Annotated in this window: 17 protein-coding genes; 8 read left to right on the top strand and 9 right to left on the bottom strand. The window is 55.2% G+C overall.

Annotation, left to right across the window (positions count from 1 at the left end):
• Positions 1–16 precede the first annotated feature (16 nt).
• Positions 17–1,018: a tryptophan--tRNA ligase gene (gene trpS / locus AAH450_RS14825; protein WP_342910885.1), complete on the top strand. Its 1,002-nt coding sequence runs from the start codon at positions 17–19 to the stop codon at positions 1,016–1,018.
• Positions 1,019–1,132: 114 nt separating this feature from the next.
• Here trpS and cysG read toward each other — a convergent pair whose 3' ends face one another.
• Genes cysG through nirB form a run of 3 tightly spaced genes read right to left on the bottom strand, consistent with a single transcriptional unit; the run spans position 1,133 to position 5,415 of the window.
• On the bottom strand, positions 1,133–2,497 hold the full coding sequence (cysG, locus tag AAH450_RS14820) for a siroheme synthase CysG (protein WP_342910884.1): 1,365 nt from the start codon (positions 2,495–2,497) through the stop codon (positions 1,133–1,135).
• Positions 2,498–2,557: 60 nt separating this feature from the next.
• On the bottom strand, positions 2,558–2,884 hold the full coding sequence (nirD, locus tag AAH450_RS14815; protein WP_342910883.1) for a nitrite reductase small subunit NirD: 327 nt from the start codon (positions 2,882–2,884) through the stop codon (positions 2,558–2,560).
• Positions 2,881–5,415 (bottom strand): nitrite reductase large subunit NirB, encoded by a 2,535-nt coding sequence (gene nirB / locus AAH450_RS14810; RefSeq protein WP_342910882.1) that lies wholly within the window; start codon positions 5,413–5,415, stop codon positions 2,881–2,883. Before nirB ends, nirD begins: the two co-directional genes overlap by 4 nt.
• Before the next feature lie 248 nt (positions 5,416–5,663).
• Between nirB and AAH450_RS14805 the strand changes: the two genes are divergently transcribed.
• Together AAH450_RS14805 and AAH450_RS14800 are read left to right on the top strand one after the other, a co-directional pair.
• Positions 5,664–6,944 carry a cytosine deaminase gene (locus AAH450_RS14805; protein ID WP_342910881.1) on the top strand — a complete coding sequence of 427 codons (1,281 nt, stop codon included), beginning with the start codon at positions 5,664–5,666 and terminating at the stop codon, positions 6,942–6,944.
• A gap of 1 nt (position 6,945) precedes the next feature.
• Complete coding sequence (locus AAH450_RS14800; protein ID WP_342910880.1) at positions 6,946–7,080, top strand: hypothetical protein; 135 nt, start codon at positions 6,946–6,948, stop codon at positions 7,078–7,080.
• 118 nt (positions 7,081–7,198) lie between these two features.
• Here AAH450_RS14800 and tsgA read toward each other — a convergent pair whose 3' ends face one another.
• The gene (gene tsgA, locus AAH450_RS14795) at positions 7,199–8,383 is read right to left on the bottom strand and encodes an MFS transporter TsgA (RefSeq protein ID WP_342910879.1); all 1,185 of its coding nucleotides are present in this window, start codon (positions 8,381–8,383) and stop codon (positions 7,199–7,201) included.
• Between the two features lie 270 nt (positions 8,384–8,653).
• Here tsgA and ppiA point away from each other — a divergent pair, with 270 nt between their 5' ends.
• The 4 genes from ppiA (at position 8,654) to argD (ending at position 11,790) form a co-directional block, all read left to right on the top strand.
• Positions 8,654–9,226 (top strand): peptidylprolyl isomerase A, encoded by a 573-nt coding sequence (gene ppiA / locus AAH450_RS14790; protein ID WP_342910878.1) that lies wholly within the window; start codon positions 8,654–8,656, stop codon positions 9,224–9,226.
• 92 nt (positions 9,227–9,318) lie between these two features.
• Positions 9,319–9,879: a putative adenosine monophosphate-protein transferase Fic gene (locus AAH450_RS14785; RefSeq protein ID WP_342910877.1), complete on the top strand. Its 561-nt coding sequence runs from the start codon at positions 9,319–9,321 to the stop codon at positions 9,877–9,879.
• 33 nt (positions 9,880–9,912) lie between these two features.
• On the top strand, positions 9,913–10,488 hold the full coding sequence (locus AAH450_RS14780) for an aminodeoxychorismate synthase component II (protein WP_342910876.1): 576 nt from the start codon (positions 9,913–9,915) through the stop codon (positions 10,486–10,488).
• An 84-nt stretch (positions 10,489–10,572) separates the two neighbouring features.
• The gene (argD, locus tag AAH450_RS14775) at positions 10,573–11,790 is read left to right on the top strand and encodes a bifunctional acetylornithine/succinyldiaminopimelate transaminase (RefSeq protein WP_342910875.1); all 1,218 of its coding nucleotides are present in this window, start codon (positions 10,573–10,575) and stop codon (positions 11,788–11,790) included.
• A gap of 58 nt (positions 11,791–11,848) precedes the next feature.
• Here argD and AAH450_RS14770 read toward each other — a convergent pair whose 3' ends face one another.
• Entirely contained in the window at positions 11,849–13,927 is a 2,079-nt protein-coding gene (locus AAH450_RS14770; protein WP_342910874.1) for a YccS/YhfK family putative transporter, read from the bottom strand.
• A 58-nt stretch (positions 13,928–13,985) separates the two neighbouring features.
• Positions 13,986–14,618, bottom strand: a complete 633-nt coding sequence (gene crp / locus AAH450_RS14765; protein WP_034895576.1) for a cAMP-activated global transcriptional regulator CRP — start codon at positions 14,616–14,618, stop codon at positions 13,986–13,988.
• A 308-nt stretch (positions 14,619–14,926) separates the two neighbouring features.
• Between crp and AAH450_RS14760 the strand changes: the two genes are divergently transcribed.
• Positions 14,927–15,340 carry an OsmC family protein gene (locus AAH450_RS14760; protein WP_342910873.1) on the top strand — a complete coding sequence of 138 codons (414 nt, stop codon included), beginning with the start codon at positions 14,927–14,929 and terminating at the stop codon, positions 15,338–15,340.
• A gap of 38 nt (positions 15,341–15,378) precedes the next feature.
• On the opposite strand, the gene AAH450_RS14755 is transcribed toward AAH450_RS14760, so the two are convergent.
• The 3 genes from AAH450_RS14755 to AAH450_RS14745 all read right to left on the bottom strand — a co-directional run bounded on the left by AAH450_RS14755 (position 15,379) and on the right by AAH450_RS14745 (position 17,532).
• On the bottom strand, positions 15,379–16,248 hold the full coding sequence (locus tag AAH450_RS14755; RefSeq protein ID WP_318789357.1) for a phosphoribulokinase: 870 nt from the start codon (positions 16,246–16,248) through the stop codon (positions 15,379–15,381).
• Between the two features lie 71 nt (positions 16,249–16,319).
• Positions 16,320–16,538: a YheU family protein gene (locus AAH450_RS14750; RefSeq protein WP_342910872.1), complete on the bottom strand. Its 219-nt coding sequence runs from the start codon at positions 16,536–16,538 to the stop codon at positions 16,320–16,322.
• A gap of 1 nt (position 16,539) precedes the next feature.
• Positions 16,540–17,532: a hydrolase gene (locus tag AAH450_RS14745; RefSeq protein WP_342910871.1), complete on the bottom strand. Its 993-nt coding sequence runs from the start codon at positions 17,530–17,532 to the stop codon at positions 16,540–16,542.
• Positions 17,533–17,567: the final 35 nt, after the last annotated feature.

Here is a 17,567-nt window from a genome sequence, read left to right as displayed (position 1 = left end):
TATCAGGACGAAAAACATGAAACCCATCGTATTTAGCGGCGCACAGCCATCCGGCGAACTGACCATCGGGAATTATATGGGTGCGCTGCGTCAGTGGGTCAGCATGCAGGATACCCATGACTGCATTTACTGCATCGTTGATTTGCATGCCATCACCGTCCGTCAGGATCCTCAGGCGCTGCGTAAAGCCACGCTCGATACGCTGGCACTCTATCTTGCCTGCGGTATCGACCCGGAAAAGAGCACTATTTTTGTGCAGTCGCACGTGCCTGAACATACTCAGCTGAGCTGGATCCTGAACTGTTACACCTATTTCGGCGAACTGAGCCGCATGACGCAGTTCAAAGACAAATCTGCCCGTTACGAAGAGAACATCAACGCCGGTCTGTTTGACTATCCGGTGCTGATGGCGGCCGATATCCTGCTGTATCAAACCACCCAGGTACCGGTGGGCGAAGACCAGAAGCAGCATCTGGAGCTGAGCCGCGACGTTGCCGCCCGCTTTAATGCGCTGTATGGCGATGTGTTTAAAGTGCCGGAGCCGTTTATCCCGAAATCTGGCGCGCGCGTGATGTCACTGCTTGAACCGACCAGGAAGATGTCCAAGTCAGACGATAACCGTAATAACGTCATCGGCCTGTTGGAAGATCCGAAATCGGTAGTGAAAAAGATCAAGCGGGCGATGACCGACGGCGACGAGCCGCCAGTGGTGCGTTATGACGTCAAAAACAAGGCTGGCGTCTCTAACCTGCTGGATATTCTGTCGGGCGTGACGGGTAAAAGCATTCCTGAACTGGAACAGCAGTTTGAGGGGCAGATGTATGGTCATCTGAAAGGGGCCGTGGCTGACGCGGTATCCGGAATGCTGACCGATTTACAGGCGCGTTATAACCGCTACCGTAACGATGAAGCCCTCCTGGAGCAGATCATGCGTGATGGCGCAACCAAAGCGCGTGCGCAGGCTCAGGAAACGCTGAAGAAAGTCTACGAAGCAGTGGGCTTTGTCGCCCAGCCTTAATCAGCCAGCTGAGGAACCAGAAGCGGCGTTACGCGGTTTCTGGTTCACCCCTCTTTCACATCGCAGCGTCCTGCTGCTGAGCCAGCAATAAGCTCTTTATTTAAAGCCCCTTATCTAAAACCAGCGAAGCTTATCCCTGAGCGCCACAACACGCCCGACGATAATCAGCGAGGGGCTACTGGCTTCCGCAGCCAGTGCTGCCAGCCCCTGAAGTTCTCCAGTGACAACCTGCTGCTGTGTTGAGGTTCCCCGTTCCACAATGGCGACCGGCATATCGGCTGACATACCGTGTTCAAGCAGCTGATGCTGGATCTCTCCCGCCTGCGCCAGACCCATATAAAACACCAGCGTCTGCTTTTCCGCCGCCAGGTTTTGCCAGTCCAGCCCGCCATCGGCCTGAACATGCCCCGTGACCAGACGTACGCTTTGCGCATAATCGCGATGGGTGAGCGGGATGCCGCTATAGGCCGAGCAGCCGGAAGCGGCGGTAATACCGGGTACCACGGAAAAGGGGATCTTAGCCGCCAGCAGCGCTTCGAGTTCTTCAGCGCCACGGCCAAAGATAAAGGGATCGCCGCCTTTCAGGCGCACCACCCGTTTGCCCCGCTGCGCCTGCTCCAGCAGCAGCTGATTGATCGACTCCTGAGGTACGCAGTGATAGCCAGCCTGTTTACCCACAAAGATGCGCTCTGCATCGCGTCTGACCAGCTCCAGAATCTCATCCGATACCAGCCGGTCATAGACCACCACATCCGCCTGCTGGATCTGTTGCAGGCCTTTCAGCGTCAGCAAACTGGCATCGCCAGGTCCGGCGCCGACCAGCACCACTTCACCTTTGTCTTCCAGCGGCGTGGCAAACAGCGCTTCGGTCAGTTCTTCAACCCGAGCAGTCTGCCCGTTAGCCAGAGCCTGGGCCAGACGATCGTGGCTGAAGAGCTTCTCCCAAAACCGGCGCCGCTGCCCCATTTCTGAGAACTTATTTTTAACGCGCTGACGGAGTGAACCCGCACAGGCCGCTACTTTCCCCAGATGCTGAGGCAGCAAGGCTTCAATCTTCTCCCGCAGCAGTCTTGCCATCACCGGCGCTTTCCCCCCGCTGGAAACGGCCACTATCAGCGGCGAGCGGTCAACGATGGAGGGCATAATCGCGCTGGCCTGCTCTGGTGCATCCACCACGTTGCAAAAAATTTGCCTGGCGTCCGCGCAGGCGCTGACGTGTTGATTCACAGCCGCATCGTCAGTAGCAGCAATCACCAGCCAGCAGCCCTCAAGCATGGCGGAATGGAAGTTTTCGCTCAGAAGAGTCAGCTTTCCCTCCTGCTGCCAGAGAGTGAAGGGGGTGGAAAAATGGGTTGAGCAGACCCGCAGGTCTGCACCCGCTTTCAGTAACAGACGGGCTTTACGTTCTGCCACCTCGCCACCACCAACCAGCAGGCAGGCTCTGTTACGCAGCTGACAAAAGAGAGGAAGATAATCCACAGGTAGGCTCACTTAAGTAAGGGCCGCCAGAAGGCGGCCAGAGCGCCGGTCAGCGCGGCTTCAGACAGAAATCTCCACCAGCCCCTCCCGCACGCGGGCGGGATAGCTGGCTACGGAGTGGCTTTCATCCTCCAGGCAGAGACCATCATGCAGGCGAAAACGCTGTTTTTTCAGCGGGCTGGCTACCCACAGCGTCTGCTGATGCTCCGCGATAATGCCGCGTGACAGCACGCTTGCCTGCGCGAAGGGATCGATATTACTCAGCGCATAGACCTCGTCATCCGCCCGCGGGCGAAACAGGGCTATCTGCAAATCGTTCACTTTAGCGCAGACGCCGGTGGCGGGCAGAATGCTCTCCAGCGGACAGATGGGATACCAGCGACTCATGATTGTTCCTCCAGGAGTACCACAGGAATGCGTTCTGCAGGACGGGCAGGGCGATGCTGTTCCCGTTCAGGCACATGCTGAACCAGCGGATCGCGCTGTGGACTGTTGATGAAGTGAGCGAAACGCGCTAGCTGGCGCGGGTCCTCAATGGTTTCCTTCCATTCACAGATTACCTGTGCGCGGAGGCGGGCAACTTCCGCTTCCAGCTGACTGTTCAGCCCAAGCTTGTCATGGATAATGACCTGTTTGAGATAATCGATGCCCCCTTCCAGACTTTCCAGCCACAGCGAGGTGCGCTGTAGCTTGTCGGCAGTGCGGATATAAAACATCATAAACCGGTCGAGATAAGCGATCAGCGTCTGTTCATCCAGATCCGCAGCCAGCAGATCCGCATGGCGTGGCTTCATGCCGCCGTTACCGGCCACATAGAGATTCCAGCCTTTTTCGGTGGCGATAATCCCCACATCTTTACCCTGTGCTTCGGCACATTCACGGGTACAGCCAGAGACGCCAAATTTCATTTTGTGCGGCGTGCGGATGCCCTTGTAGCGGTTTTCCAGCATAACGCCCAGGCTGACGCTGTCGCCAACGCCAAAACGGCACCAGCTGCTGCCCACGCAGGTTTTTGCCATCCGCAGCGCTTTAGCGTAGGCATGGCCAGTCTCAAAACCAGCGGCGATAAGTTCAGACCAGATGGCAGGCAAATCGTCCTTCTGCGCACCAAACAGCCCGATACGCTGCGAGCCGGTAATCTTGGTATAGAGATTGTAACGACGGCCAACTTCACCGATGGCAACCAGGCCTTCCGGCGTGATCTCTCCTCCGGCGGAGCGGGGGATGACGGAGTAGGTTCCATCTTTTTGAATATTGCCAAGGAAGAGGTCGTTACTGTCCTGCAACGGGGTGTGTTCCGCTTTCAGCACATAATCGTTCCAGCAGGAGGCGAGCAGCGAACCTACGGTGGGTTTGCACACTTCACAGCCGTAGCCCTGGCCATATTTTTCCAGCAGCCGATCGAAGGTTTTGATCTCTTCCACCCGGATCAGATGGTAAAGCTCCTGACGGGAGTAGCTGAAGTGTTCACACAGGTGGTGGTTAACCTCGATACCCTGACGGCTAAGTTCCGCATTCAGCACCTGAGTCATTAACGGCACGCAACCGCCACAGCCTGTCCCCGCTTTGGTTTCTGCTTTTAGCGCGGCCACGGTATGGCAACCGCCCTGAACAGCGGCGATCAGGTCGCCCTTAGTCACGTCAAAGCAGGAGCAGATCTGCGCCGTATCGGGCAGAGACTCCACGCCGATAGCGGGCTTGCTCCCTGCATGGGCGGGCAGGATCAACGCGTCGGGATTTTCCGGCAGTTCAATGGCATTAAGCATCAGTTGTAACAGGTTGCCATAGTCGCTGGTATCACCCACCAGCACTGCGCCCAGCAGCGTTTTGTTATCTTTGCTTACCACCAGACGTTTATAAACTTCTTTGCTTTCATCAAGATAAACGTAACTTCTGGCGCCCGGCGTCCGGCCATGCGCATCGCCAATCCCGCCAACGTCCACGCCCAGCAGTTTGAGTTTGGCGCTCATATCGGCGCCCGTGAACGCATTGTCCTTGCCCAGCAGATGATCGCAGGCGACCTGCGCCATTTTGTAACCGGGCGCCACCAGCCCGTAAATGCGGTTTTGCCAGGCAGCACATTCACCGATAGCGTAGATATCGGCGTCTGCTGTCAGGCAGCGATCGTCAATCAGCACGCCACCACGCTGACCAAGCGGCAGATTGCTCTGTTTTGCCAGCTTGTCCTGCGGACGAATACCTGTTGAGAAGACGATAAAATCAATCTCCAGCTCGCTGCCATCGGCAAACTGCATGGTTTTACCGCCAGCGGGACGGTCGATAATGCGTTGCGTATTTTTACTGGTATGGACTTTCACGCCCATGCGCTCAATTTTTTTCCTGAGCTGATCGCCGCCCAGCGGATCGAGCTGTTCGGCCATCAGCCCGGAGGCGAATTCGACAACGTGGGTCTCAATACCGAGATTTTTTAAGGCGCCGGCCGCTTCCAGCCCCAGCAGACCACCGCCGACTACGGCGCCGCGCTTGCTCCGCCGGGCGCAGGCTTCAATGGCATTGAGGTCTTCAATGGTACGATAAACAAAACAGTCCTGCCCCTCTGCTCCGGCAATGGGCGGCACCCACGGATAGGAGCCGGTGGCGATAACCAGCTTGTCATACTGCACCGCGCGGCCGGTACTGGAGTGGATCACCTTTTCCTGACGGTTCAGCGTGATTGCCCGCTCACCGACCAGCACTTCAATCTGGTTTTTCTGATAGAAATCATCGCGTACCAGCGAAAGTTCTTCAGCTGTATGGTGTGAGAAGTAGGCGGAAAGATGTACGCGGTCATAGGCCACGCGGGGTTCTTCGCAGAAGACGGTAATGGCAAACTGGCCGGGCGCAGCTTTTTCAACCAGTTCTTCGATTAACCGGTGGCCCACCATGCCGTTGCCAATAATAACGAGTCGGGTGCTCATATTGCCTCACAATGCTATGTATTATGGCTACAATAGCGCGCCAAAACCCCCACTTATTGATATCGATCAATCCCCTTCCCGAATACTCCTTTATGAGTATATTGCTGATTTGGCAATACTTTTTGTAAGTCGCGGAAAAGCAAGCACTTCAACTGAATCGAGTCACCTGATACCAGGGCAGACGATCGTGCGGCGGGCAGAACAGTGCTATGGTGATAAATAACCCCATCACCTTGAGGAGCGTTGGCATGCAGAGTGTTAATTTGAGATGGATTAATCACGTTCGTTTGCCCTGGCGTGAGGGTCTGTGGCAAATCGGGATCCGCGAGGGCAAAATCGCCTCTCTTTCTCCCCAGCCGCAAAGCACACCCGCCGGCGATTCACTGGATGCAGAAGGCGGACTGGCTTTTCCGCCTTTTATCGAGCCGCATATTCATCTTGATACCACGCAAACCGCCGGAGAACCTGCCTGGAATGAATCAGGTACGCTGTTCGAAGGGATTGAGCGCTGGGCTGAGCGCAAGGCGCTGTTGAGCCATGAGGATGTTAAGCAGCGCGCCACCCAGACGTTGAAATGGCAGATTGCGAATGGCATTCAGCACGTTCGTACCCACGTTGATGTTTCCGATCCCACGCTCACGGCGCTGAAGGCGATGCTGGAAGTAAAGGCCGAAATGGCGCCCTGGGTGGATATTCAGCTGGTGGCCTTTCCTCAGGAGGGCATTCTCTCCTACCCGGATGGCGAAGCGCTGTTAGAAGAGGCGCTGAAGCTGGGGGCAGATGTGGCAGGCGCTATTCCACATTTTGAATTCACCCGCGAGTACGGCGTGGAATCGCTGCATAAGACCTTTGCGCTGGCGCAGAAATACCAGCGCATGATCGATGTGCACTGCGATGAGATTGATGATGAGCAGTCCCGCTTTGTGGAGACGGTAGCGGCGCTGGCGCTGCGGGAAAAGATGGGAGAGCGCGTAACCGCCAGCCACACTACCGCAATGCACTCCTACAACGGCGCCTACACGTCGCGCCTGTTTCGGCTACTCAAGCTTTCAGGCATCAATTTTGTGGCAAACCCGCTGGTGAATATTCATCTTCAGGGGCGTTTCGACACTTATCCCAAGCGCCGCGGCATCACGCGGGTGAAAGAGATGCTGGAAGCAGAGATCAACGTCTGTTTCGGCCATGATGACGTATTCGATCCCTGGTATCCTCTGGGCACGGCCAATATGTTGCAGGTATTGCATATGGGGCTGCATGTCTGCCAGCTGATGGGCTACGGCCAGATTGATGCGGGCATCAATCTCATCACCCATAACAGCGCGCGCACGCTACAGCTGAAGGATTACGGCATCCAGACCGGCAACAGCGCCAATCTGATTATTCTCCCTGCCGATAATGGTTTTGATGCGCTTCGCCGTCAGGTGCCGGTGCGCTATTCCATCCGTCAGGGCAGGGTGATTGCCGAGACAAAGCCAGCCAGTACCACCATCCATTTAGCGGAGAGCGAGAAAGTGGATTTCCGGCGCTGAGTTGAATTTTGTCCGGATTATCGCCGGAACCTGTTTACCGCAGGCAGACGAACCGCCGGCCTGGGTTAATGCGATTGGGCAGCTGCGCAATCTCTCCACCACGCTGAAAACCCTGAGCGGCATGGAAACAGAGTAGAGGCCAACGGCACTTATTACGGGGGTGAGATACGCATCGAAAGCGAACTGGTGGGGCCTGTAGACAGGCGTAAAAAAGGCCGGATAAATCCGGCCTTTCTCTTTTTGTCTGCGGATGATTAATGCGCCGACATATGGCCCGGCAGCTTATGCCTGCTGACAAAGCCCAGCAGCAGGCACATCACGAAGACCACGGCATACAGGCCGTTTGCGGTAAGCAGGGCGGCGTGCGCGCCACCTTTCTCCACAATCGGGCCGGTGACCACAAACGTCAGCATAGTGCCTACGGTGCCGCAGGTAAGGATAAAGTTCACCAGCTTCGGTGAGGAAACTTTCGTCTGCAATGAACCAAGCGTGATGATAGTGGTGTAGATGGCGCTGGAGAAGAAGCCCAGGGCGATCATGATCCATTTCAGCAGGGAAGCGTCGGTTGCGCTGACAAACCAGAACATCAGCGCCGTAGCCATCAACGCCAGCACGGTCAGAATACGCTGCGGATCGAAGAAACGCAGAATGGCGCTGAAGGCCCACATACCAATCATGTAGGAGGTCCAGAAGTTGCCCACCAGCCCACCGGCCTGGCTGATATCCATGCCCATTGTTTTCGTGGCGTAGAGCGGAACCCAGCCAATAAAGCCCAGCTGACCCAGGATATAGCAGAGAGCAGCAATGGCCAGCAACAGCACGCCCAGACCCCACTTTTCCTTCTCGCCCTGGGGCTGATTAAGGGCTTTTTTACCGAGTACCGGGAATTCAAAGCAGAGCGCGAGCACAAAAATAGCCAGATAGATCACGCCAATGCAGGCATACACCCAGTACCACGGCAGCGAACGTGCAAGGATAGCAGCAGCAATGATGGGGAATATCGTGCCGGCCATGCTGAAGAAGGAGTCGGTAAACAGCAGACGTGAACCGCGCTGACGCCCTTCATACAGGTGAGTGATCAGGAAGGTACCAATCGACATGGTAATGCCGCTTACCACGCCCAGCACAAACATGCACAGCGAGAAAACGCTCAGATTGTGGCTGGTCATCAGCCCCAGTACCGCCAGCACCATCAGCACAAAGCCGAAGATCAGCTGACGCTTCAGCGGAATAATTTCCATCAGCCAGGCGTTCAGGAAGACCGCAACAAGAATACCGGCGTTCAGGAAGGTAAAGGTGTTACTCATCTGGGCGACGGGTAACTGAAAATAATCAGCAATATTTTCCAGCACCATCCCGGTCACAATAACCACTGCGCCCGTAAGTGCGTAAGAGAAGAAACTGATCCAGGTAAGCCCGATGCGATCGCGATTAGTCATAATTTGGAAACCTGTGGGTCAAAGGGAGCGTGGCGCGGGTCGTCCACGGTATGCAGCGGAAGTGTAGCGAGAATCGTGATCGGCTTAAATAAATAATGAAACATTTGTTTTCAAATACATGAGTTTCGTGACTGGAGTCACTGTTTCAACTGCCTGGCAAGTGTTTGCCTGCCAACCTTTGCAAGTAAATAAAAGTAAAACACTGGCGCCTTAATAAGCGCCTCTTTACAATCAGTTTTTTGGCTTGTAGCCCTTCGTAAGGAATCTTTCATGTTAAAACGTACTTTGACTGCGGTAGCCACCGTGCTTGCGCTGTCCACCCTCTCTGTTTCCGCTTCTGCCGCTAAGGGAGATACGCATGTGCTGCTGACTACTTCTGCCGGCAATATTGAGCTGGAGCTTAATAACCAGAAAGCCCCCATCTCTACAAAAAACTTTGTCGACTATGTGAACAGCGGTTTTTATAACAACACCACCTTCCATCGCGTTATCCCAGGCTTTATGGTCCAGGGCGGCGGTTTCACGGCGGATATGCAGCAGAAGCCGACCAATGCGCCTATCAAAAATGAAGCTGACAACGGGCTGCTGAACAAGCGCGGCACCATTTCAATGGCGCGTACTTCCGACAAAGACAGCGCTACCAGCCAGTTCTTTATCAACGTGGCAGACAATGCCTTCCTGGATCACGGGCAGCGTGATTTTGGCTACGCCGTTTTTGGCAAAGTGGTGAAAGGTCAGGACGTGGCCGATAAAATTTCTCAGGTTCAGGCGCAGAATGTTGGCCCTTACCAGAATGTTCCGGTTAAACCGGTAGTGATCCTTTCCGCAAAAGTGCTTCCTTAATCTCCCGTTGGGTGATTGCTGCTTATAATTAGTGCGAGTAATGCGGTCATCAGGCCGCACCGCGCAGCAATCACCTGGTTTTGGGAGACCGCATGACAAAAAAAATCACAGAAAAACAGAAGCTCACCCTGTGGCAACAACGGCAGGAAGCCAACTTTTACGCCAGCTTTCTGCTTGGCGGCACTCCGCTTCAGCCCGGCCCTGAACATCCGGGGCTGCCTCATTTGCAGGCGCTTCATCATGCGCTTTTTCAGGACGTTTTAGCAGACGCTGGCGAGCTGCGTCAGGTTGATATTCAGCTTGGGGATACGCCCTGCTGCCATTTTGAATATATCGAAAAAGAGGGGAACGCGCTGATGCAGGCGCTGGAGGATGAAAACGGCCTGGCCGATCTGCCTCTTGCGGCGCTGACAGAGCGTCTGGCCTGGTACTACTGCGAACTGACGGTTCTGCATCCTTTCCTGAAAGGCAACGGACGCGCTCAGCGCATGCTGTTTGAACAGATAATCATCCACGCCGGTTTTGATATTCAGTGGGCGAAAATTGATGCGGAAAGCTGGCGGGCCGCTAACCAGGCGAGCCTGGCGGGCGATCTCAGCTTACTGACGGCGGCTTTTGGCAAAGTGGTAAGCGAGCGGCCGGAAAGTGCGTAGAATAGCGCCGTCCTGAACCTGCCCGGAGCTACCATGCTACTGCTGATTGATAACTACGACTCTTTTACCTGGAACCTCTACCAATATTTTTGCGAGTTGGGTGCCGAGGTTCAGGTTCACCGAAATGATGAGATCTCGTTAGAGCAGATAGCCTCCCTGCGCCCTGAGCGGCTGGTAATTTCACCCGGCCCCTGCACGCCCGACGATGCAGGGATTTCACTGGCGGCAATCCGCGAATTTGCCGGCAAACTGCCCATATTGGGCGTTTGTCTTGGACATCAGGCCATCGCTCAGGCTTTTGGCGGCCGTGTCATCCGGGCGCGGCAGGTGATGCATGGCAAAGTCTCGGCTATTGAACATAATGAAGGCGGCGTCTTTGCCGGCCTGCACCACCCGCTGAAGGTGACGCGCTATCACTCGTTAATTGTTGAAACCCACTCGCTGCCGGAAGCGTTTGAGATAACAGCCTGGACCCTCTGCGAGGGTAAGCCTGATGAAATCATGGGATTCCGTCACCGTTCTTTGCCGCTGGAAGGGGTACAGTTCCATCCTGAAAGCATCCTCAGTGAGCAGGGGCATCAGTTGCTGAGCAATTTCCTGAAAACGTGAAACAATTGCTTTTGAGTGATTTTTTATGCATATTTTATGATTATAATTTCACTCTCCTGTAACAGAATAACGATGAGGTAGTTAATGGCGGCGGATAAATTAGCGGTAACGCGGGCGACGTTCGATGAGGTGATTTTGCCTGTTTATGCACCAGCAGCCTTTGTGCCTGTTAAGGGCAAAGGCAGCCGCGTCTGGGATCAGCAGGGAAAAGAGTATATCGATTTCTCCGGCGGCATTGCGGTGACGGCGTTAGGGCATTGTCATCCTGCGCTGGTTGAAGCGTTAAAGACCCAGGGAGAAACGCTGTGGCACACCAGCAACGTGTTCACCAATGAACCCGCGCTGCGTCTCGCCAGCAAACTGATTGCTGCCACCTTTGCTGAGCGGGTATTTTTTGCTAACTCGGGTGCCGAAGCCAACGAAGCTGCCTTCAAGCTGGCCCGCTATTACGCCGGCAAGCGCCATTCTCCCTATAAAAGTAAAATTATCGCTTTCCACAATGCGTTTCATGGACGCACGTTCTTTACCGTCTCCGTTGGCGGGCAGCCAAAATATTCTGACGGGTTTGGCCCTAAACCTGCCGACATCGTGCACGTGCCGTTTAACGATCTGGAGGCAGTGAAAGCGGTAATTGATGACCATACCTGCGCCATCGTTGTGGAGCCGATTCAGGGCGAGGGCGGGGTGATGCCTGCCACCGCGGAATTTATGCAGGGCCTGCGTAAACTCTGCGATGAACATCAGGCGCTGCTGGTGCTGGATGAAGTACAGAGCGGCATGGGCCGCAGCGGCAAGCTGTTTGCGTATGAGCATTATGGCGTGCAGCCGGATATTCTGACTACCGCCAAAGCGCTGGGCGGTGGCTTCCCGATCAGCGCGATGCTGACGACTAACGAGATTGCTGCCACCATGTCGCCCGGCGTGCACGGCACCACCTACGGCGGTAATCCGCTGGCCTGCGCAATTGCGGAGACGGCGCTGGATATCATTAACACCGATGAAGTGCTGAGCGGCGTGGAAGCGCGGCGTGAACTCTTCGTGGCAGCATTGAAAACGCTTGATGCGCAGCTGGATCTGTTCAGCGATATTCGGGGTAAAGGGCTGCTGATTGGTGCGGCGCTGAAGCCGCAACATGCCGGTAAAGCGCGCGATATCCTGAATGCTGCGGCTGAAGAAGGCGTAATGATCCTGAATGCCGGAACGGAGGTGATCCGTTTTGCCCCTTCGCTGGTGATTGAACAAACGGATATCCAGGAAGGTATGGTTCGCTTTGCCCGCGCTGTGGAAAAAGTACTCGCTTAACAGGCCGGTGGGAGCTGTCCCGTGCAGCTCCCCGGCACTTTCCTTTCAACACACGTTATCAGGATAATCTTTTCAGCTTGCGTGTCAGCCAGCGTCCATGATGGGGTCGTGCGCTCCATGCCAGCGAGGAGATGGTGTGCATCACGCTCAGGTGCCCCAGAATACGCTTTACGTGTCTTTCCAGAATAGTGGTCGGCCCCTGACTTACCCCGGTCTGCGAATCCATCACATTGGTTTCCGAGCCTGGCCCGTCATATTCCAGGCGCTGCTGGCAGCGCTGCAACGCCACTTCACAATCCTGTAAATAGCGTTCTGCCAGCGAAGCGGTCAGCATCGTATGCTCACGCGCCAGAATGGTCATGGCGTTGATATGCTCCACGATAAACTGGCTGTGTGTTACCCAAAGCTTCATATCTGAAAGATAGCGAGAATCGAACCCTGGCTCCTGCATCGCCTGATTCAGCGAGTTAAACAGGGCGTTATGCGCCTGATTCACCCGCATACGTTGCCAGGCAAGCTTCTCAGGTGACTGCTCGTTGCCCAGCAGCAACTGTAATGCATCCTGATAGGTACCAAGCGCATCGTGCGCATTCTGCCGCAGCAGGCCGCTTTGCCACTGCGGCCAGAGCCAGATCATGCCGCCGAAAGCGATCAGGCAGCCCATCAGCGTATCAAGCAGGCGGGGCAGCAGGAAGTCCGCGCCGTTAAGTGACAGCAGCTGAAGGGACCAGACCGCGGTCACCGTGAAGCCAATCATTGCGAAGCCGTAGAATTTACGGATAAACAGATAGCTGATAAGCGTAATCGCCAGCATCACCAGCAGCACCACCGATTCTGGCGCATGAAGGCGCAGCGTGATGGCGGCGATAATCAGTCCCGCCAGGGTGCCCAGCGCACGGTGCTGGATCCGCACGCGGGTTGCGCTGTAGCCGTTCTGGCTGACAAACATCACCGTCATCAGGATCCAGTAAGGCTTCGGCAAATTAAAGAACAGCGCCAGCGAGCTGGCAAAAGTCAGCATCACGGCAAAGCGGGAGGCAGTGCGCAGCGCGGCTGATTTCAGCGACAGATAGCTTCTGATAGCGGGTAACAAGGGCAGACGACGCTGGCGGTCAGCCATCAAATCCCGCTGATACAGAGGCCGCTGGGTACGTAAAACCCTGGCGATACGGCTGAAATGATAATAACAAAAGGTGCCCACCGGATTGTCCGGGTGCTGGCGGGAGATCTTCTCCAGCGCCTGTAGCTGCTTATCCATCGTGAAGCGTTCAGGCAGCTTGTGATAAAGAATATCGTCAGCCAGTACGCGAAGCCGGGCGGCGATGGTTTGCGCATTCCAGCGGATCACCGCTTCAGCATGGCTCTGCTCTACCAGCTTCTGAACCTCTTCGGGCTGATGCAGGCTGACCGAAATATGTTCCTGCAAATCCAGCGCCACCTGGAACGCTCTGGTCAGGCGTTTGTGATGGTTATAGCGGGTGGCAGAGAGCATATGCATCTGCTGGTAGCAGGTAGTGATCAGATCGACAGCTTTCTGCTGCCGGGCCAGCAGTGGTGGCAGCGCCTTTTCAGGATCTGTCAGCTGGGTCAGCAGGGAATATTTGGCTTCGCAGTAGCCCGCCAGCTCGCGGTAGAGCAGGCTGAGCGTCTCCCGCATCGGCTGCTCTTTCCACAGCCAGAACCAGAACCAGTTAAAAAGGCCATACCAGATGGTGCCCAGCACGTAGAGCATTGGCGGTTCCCATATTGGCATCCGGCCAGCCAGGCTGAGGGTGAAAATAGCGGCAATCAGCGAGCCGGGCAGCAGTCGGCCATGCAGCGGGCTGATCTCACCGGTTATGCCCAGCAGCATCGTCATGGTGAAGAGAATAGCGGGTAAAGGCACCGCATGTCCGCCCAGATACTGGATCAGGAAGCTGCTGAAGGCGAACAGGCTTCCGCCGATGATCAGGCGTTTGAAGAAGCGTTTGTGAGGAGTATCAAGACCAGCGATGTTGCAACAGGCAGGCACTAAAGAGAAAAGCAGGCCCCGTTGCAGGTCACCCAGCAGCCAGCCGACAGCCACCGGTAAGCAGAGCACCAGCGTCTGGCGCAGCGCGTAGTTCACTTCAGGGTGATAGATCAGTCGACGCCACATCACTCCGTACCAAATAAAAAGGCGCAACAAGAGCTGTTGCGCCGTGGATCAGAGCCGATCAGCGTGTGCCGTAGACAACGATGGTTTTACCATGTGCTGAGATCAGGTTCTGATCTTCCAGCATTTTCAGAATACGGCCTACGGTTTCGCGTGAGCAGCCAACAATCTGCCCAATCTCCTGACGGGTGATTTTGATCTGCATCCCGTCCGGGTGGGTCATGGCGTCGGGTTGCTTCGCCAGGTTGAGCAGGGTCTGCGCAATGCGACCTGTGACATCAAGGAAAGCTAAATTGCCCACTTTCTCTGAGGTAACCTGAAGTCGACTCGCCATCTGTGCCGAGAGGCGCATCAGAATGTCAGGGTTGACCTGAATAAGCTGACGGAATTTTTTATAAGAGATTTCAGCCACTTCACAGGCTGTTTTCGCACGTACCCACGCGCTACGCTCCTGACCTTCTTCAAACAGGCCAAGTTCGCCAATGAAGTCACCCTGGTTGAGGTAAGAGAGGATCATCTCTTTGCCTTCTTCATCCTTGATAAGCACCGCTACTGCGCCTTTGACGATGTAGTAGAGGGTTTCTGCCTTTTCACCCTGATGAATCAGCGTGCTCTTGGATGGATACTTATGAATATGGCAATGTGACAGGAACCATTCAAGTGTCGGGTCTGTTTGCGGTTTGCCGAGAACCATTCGCTGTTATCCTCTGTTGTCATCGTGCCTAAATACAGGGGCAGAGTTCCCTGTCAGGCGTTGAAATAATCAAGCGTTTCCCATCAGGAAATGTATTCGGGCCTCTGTGAAAAGCCTGGCTCGTTATGTTGTCTTGTTTCGTCGTGCCTGTAGAGTACTGACGAAAATATTACAGCTTTGTTTGTAGCACAGCTTTCAGTGAGTGTCTTCTGTTGTCTCGCTTCAGCATAGTGTGAAAACTGCCACATTGCCGTTTTTCAGGCTAAAGCGTAATCTGATGTTAACTAAATGAATTAGAGGAACTTGTTATGCAGGCTCGGGTCAAGTGGGTTGAAGGGTTAACGTTTTTGGGAGAATCCTCATCGGGACACCAGGTATTGATGGATGGAAACGCCGGGGATAAAGCGCCAAGTCCTATGGAAATGGTGCTGATGGCTGCGGGTGGATGCAGCGCCATCGACGTGGTCTCTATTCTGCAAAAGGGCCGTCATAACGTAAAGGATTGCGAGGTGAAGCTCACCTCAGAGCGGCGCGAAGAGGCTCCCCGCCTCTTCACCCATATTAATCTGCACTTTATTATCAGCGGCGTCGGGCTGAGTGACAAAGCCGTCTCGCGCGCTGTCGATCTTTCGGCAGAGAAGTATTGCTCTGTGGCGCTGATGCTGGGTAAAGGGGTTAATATGACCCACAGCTATGAAGTGATCGAATTACAGGAAAAGTAGATCGCTGAGCAGGGGAGTAACGTCTGTTTACCGGGGCGTTACTCAATTTTCTTGCCCTGAATCAGACGTTTAACCAACGGCCCCATAATCAGCTCCATTGCCAGCCCCATTTTCCCGCCCGGCACCACCAGCGTATTGATATGCGAGATAAAGGATCCCTGTAGCATCGACAACAGGTAGGGGAAGTCAATATCTTCCAGCGCCTGGAAGTGGATCACCACAAAGCTTTCATCCAGCGAAGGGATAGCCCTGGCTGCAAAGGGATTGGAGGTATCCACCGTCGGCACACGCTGGAAGTTAATGTGTGTGCGCGAAAACTGCGGCGTAATGAAGTTAATGTAATCCTCCATTGAGCGCACCACTGAATCCATTACCGCTTCACGCGAATGGCCGCGTTCGCTGGTGTCACGCACCAGCTTCTGGATCCACTCCAGGTTAACGATAGGCACCACGCCTACCAGCAGATCGACATGGGCAGCCACGTTATTCTGTGGGGTCACCACGCCACCGTGCAACCCTTCATAAAACAGCACGTCGGTAGGTTCGGGCAGCGGCTGCCAGGGTGTAAAGGTGCCCGGCACCTGATTCCACGGCACCGCTTCATCATAGGTATGCAGATACTTGCGGGATTTACCGCTGCCGGTGCGGCCATACTCGGTAAAAGTTTGTTCCAGCAGCGCAAAGTCGTTGGCTTCCGGGCCAAAATAGCTGATATGGCGGCCCATATCGCGCGCCTTGCGGATCGCCATATCCATTTCAGGGCGGGTATAGCGGTGAAAGCTGTCCCCTTCCACTTCGGCGGCATGCAGGCCAAGCTGCTGAAAAATCTTTCTGAAGGCCAGGCTGGTGGTGGTGGTTCCCGCCCCGCTGGATCCCGTTACGGCAATCACCGGATGTTTGGCTGACATGCATATACCTCCCTGAGAAAAGTCGCTTCGCATTGGTACCATGTTTCAGGCATGGGTGTCATCTCTGCCTGTTAACCTGTCACCTGACCGCGCGGCATAATATTGACGGTCTCGTGCAGCTCAGACCAGACCAGCACCGCTTCGCCGCTGGTTAACTGGCGGCGAACATCCTCAACCTTCTGTTCCAGCGAGCGTTCCTGTTCGCCGTAGTCGGTACCTTCTCGCAGGACAAAAGATTCAATCAGGTTGTCCAGGGTCTCACTGTCTAAGTCCTTCCAGGGAATTATCACGTTAATTGTCCAGCCAGGTTGAAAGCCATTGCGGAATGCGTTGTTCAAGCCACATCTGGGGCTTGCGCAGGGTGCCACCGACAAACCCCACGTGCCCGCCATAGTCTGTCAGCTGGTAGGTGACAGCGGAAGGCAGCAAATGGGCGGCGGGGATCACCTCATGGGTCATAAAGGGATCGTCTTTAGCATGGATGATCAGTAACGGTTTCTCCACTCTGGGCAGTAAAGGCATTGCGCTACAGCGGCGATAATAGTCGGTGGCGTCCAGAAAACCGTGGGCACGAGCGGTGATCGCATCATCAAAATCGCGCAACTTTTTCAGCGCCCTGAGTCCCTTCAGCTCAAGGGGCAATGTGCCCGGCCAGGCGAGCAGCTTGCGCTCTGCATTCTGCTTAAGAAGAGAGAGCAGATAGCGCTGATAGAAGCGGGAAACTCCCTGCTCCAGCTTCAGGCTGCAAGGTTCCAGCATTAACGGGGCAGAGACCACCACGCCCGCGTCCAGCGCGCAGGCTGCTCCCTGTTCGCCCATCAGGCAGGCCAGCATGTTGCCGCCGAGCGAGAAGCCGACGGCGGCAGTGGGGACTTGCCCCCACTCCTCACGCAGCCAGGTGAGAAAATAGCTGGCATCGCCGGTTTCTCCGGAGTGATAGATGCGCCGCAGGCGGTTGGGTACGCCGCTACAACCGCGAAAATGCATCACGACGCCCAGCCAGCCTCGTTCTTTGCAGACCTGAAGCAGCCCGTGCGCATAGGGACTGTGAACGCTGCCTTCCAGACCATGAAACAGTACCACTCGCGGTTTATGCCGGGCGCGGGCCGGATCTTCGCTCCAGGCGAGATCGACAAAATCCGTGTCCGGCAAAGTCAGTCTCTGCCAGTGAGGCGTAAGCAACATGCGGCGGCGAACCAGCCGTGGCAGAATGGTTTGCAGATGGGCATTACTCATGCCGGCAAGCGGCTCAAACGGCATGGATGCAGGGTGATTAAAATTCATGTTCAAAATGCTTGTACGATCTCCGTCACATTGCT

It is taken from the genome of Erwinia magellanica (assembly GCF_039023495.1).
In the GTDB taxonomy this organism is placed as follows: domain Bacteria; phylum Pseudomonadota; class Gammaproteobacteria; order Enterobacterales; family Enterobacteriaceae; genus Erwinia.
Note: the sequence above shows the minus strand (reverse complement) of the source record. Positions and strands in the feature narration are given on the sequence as shown.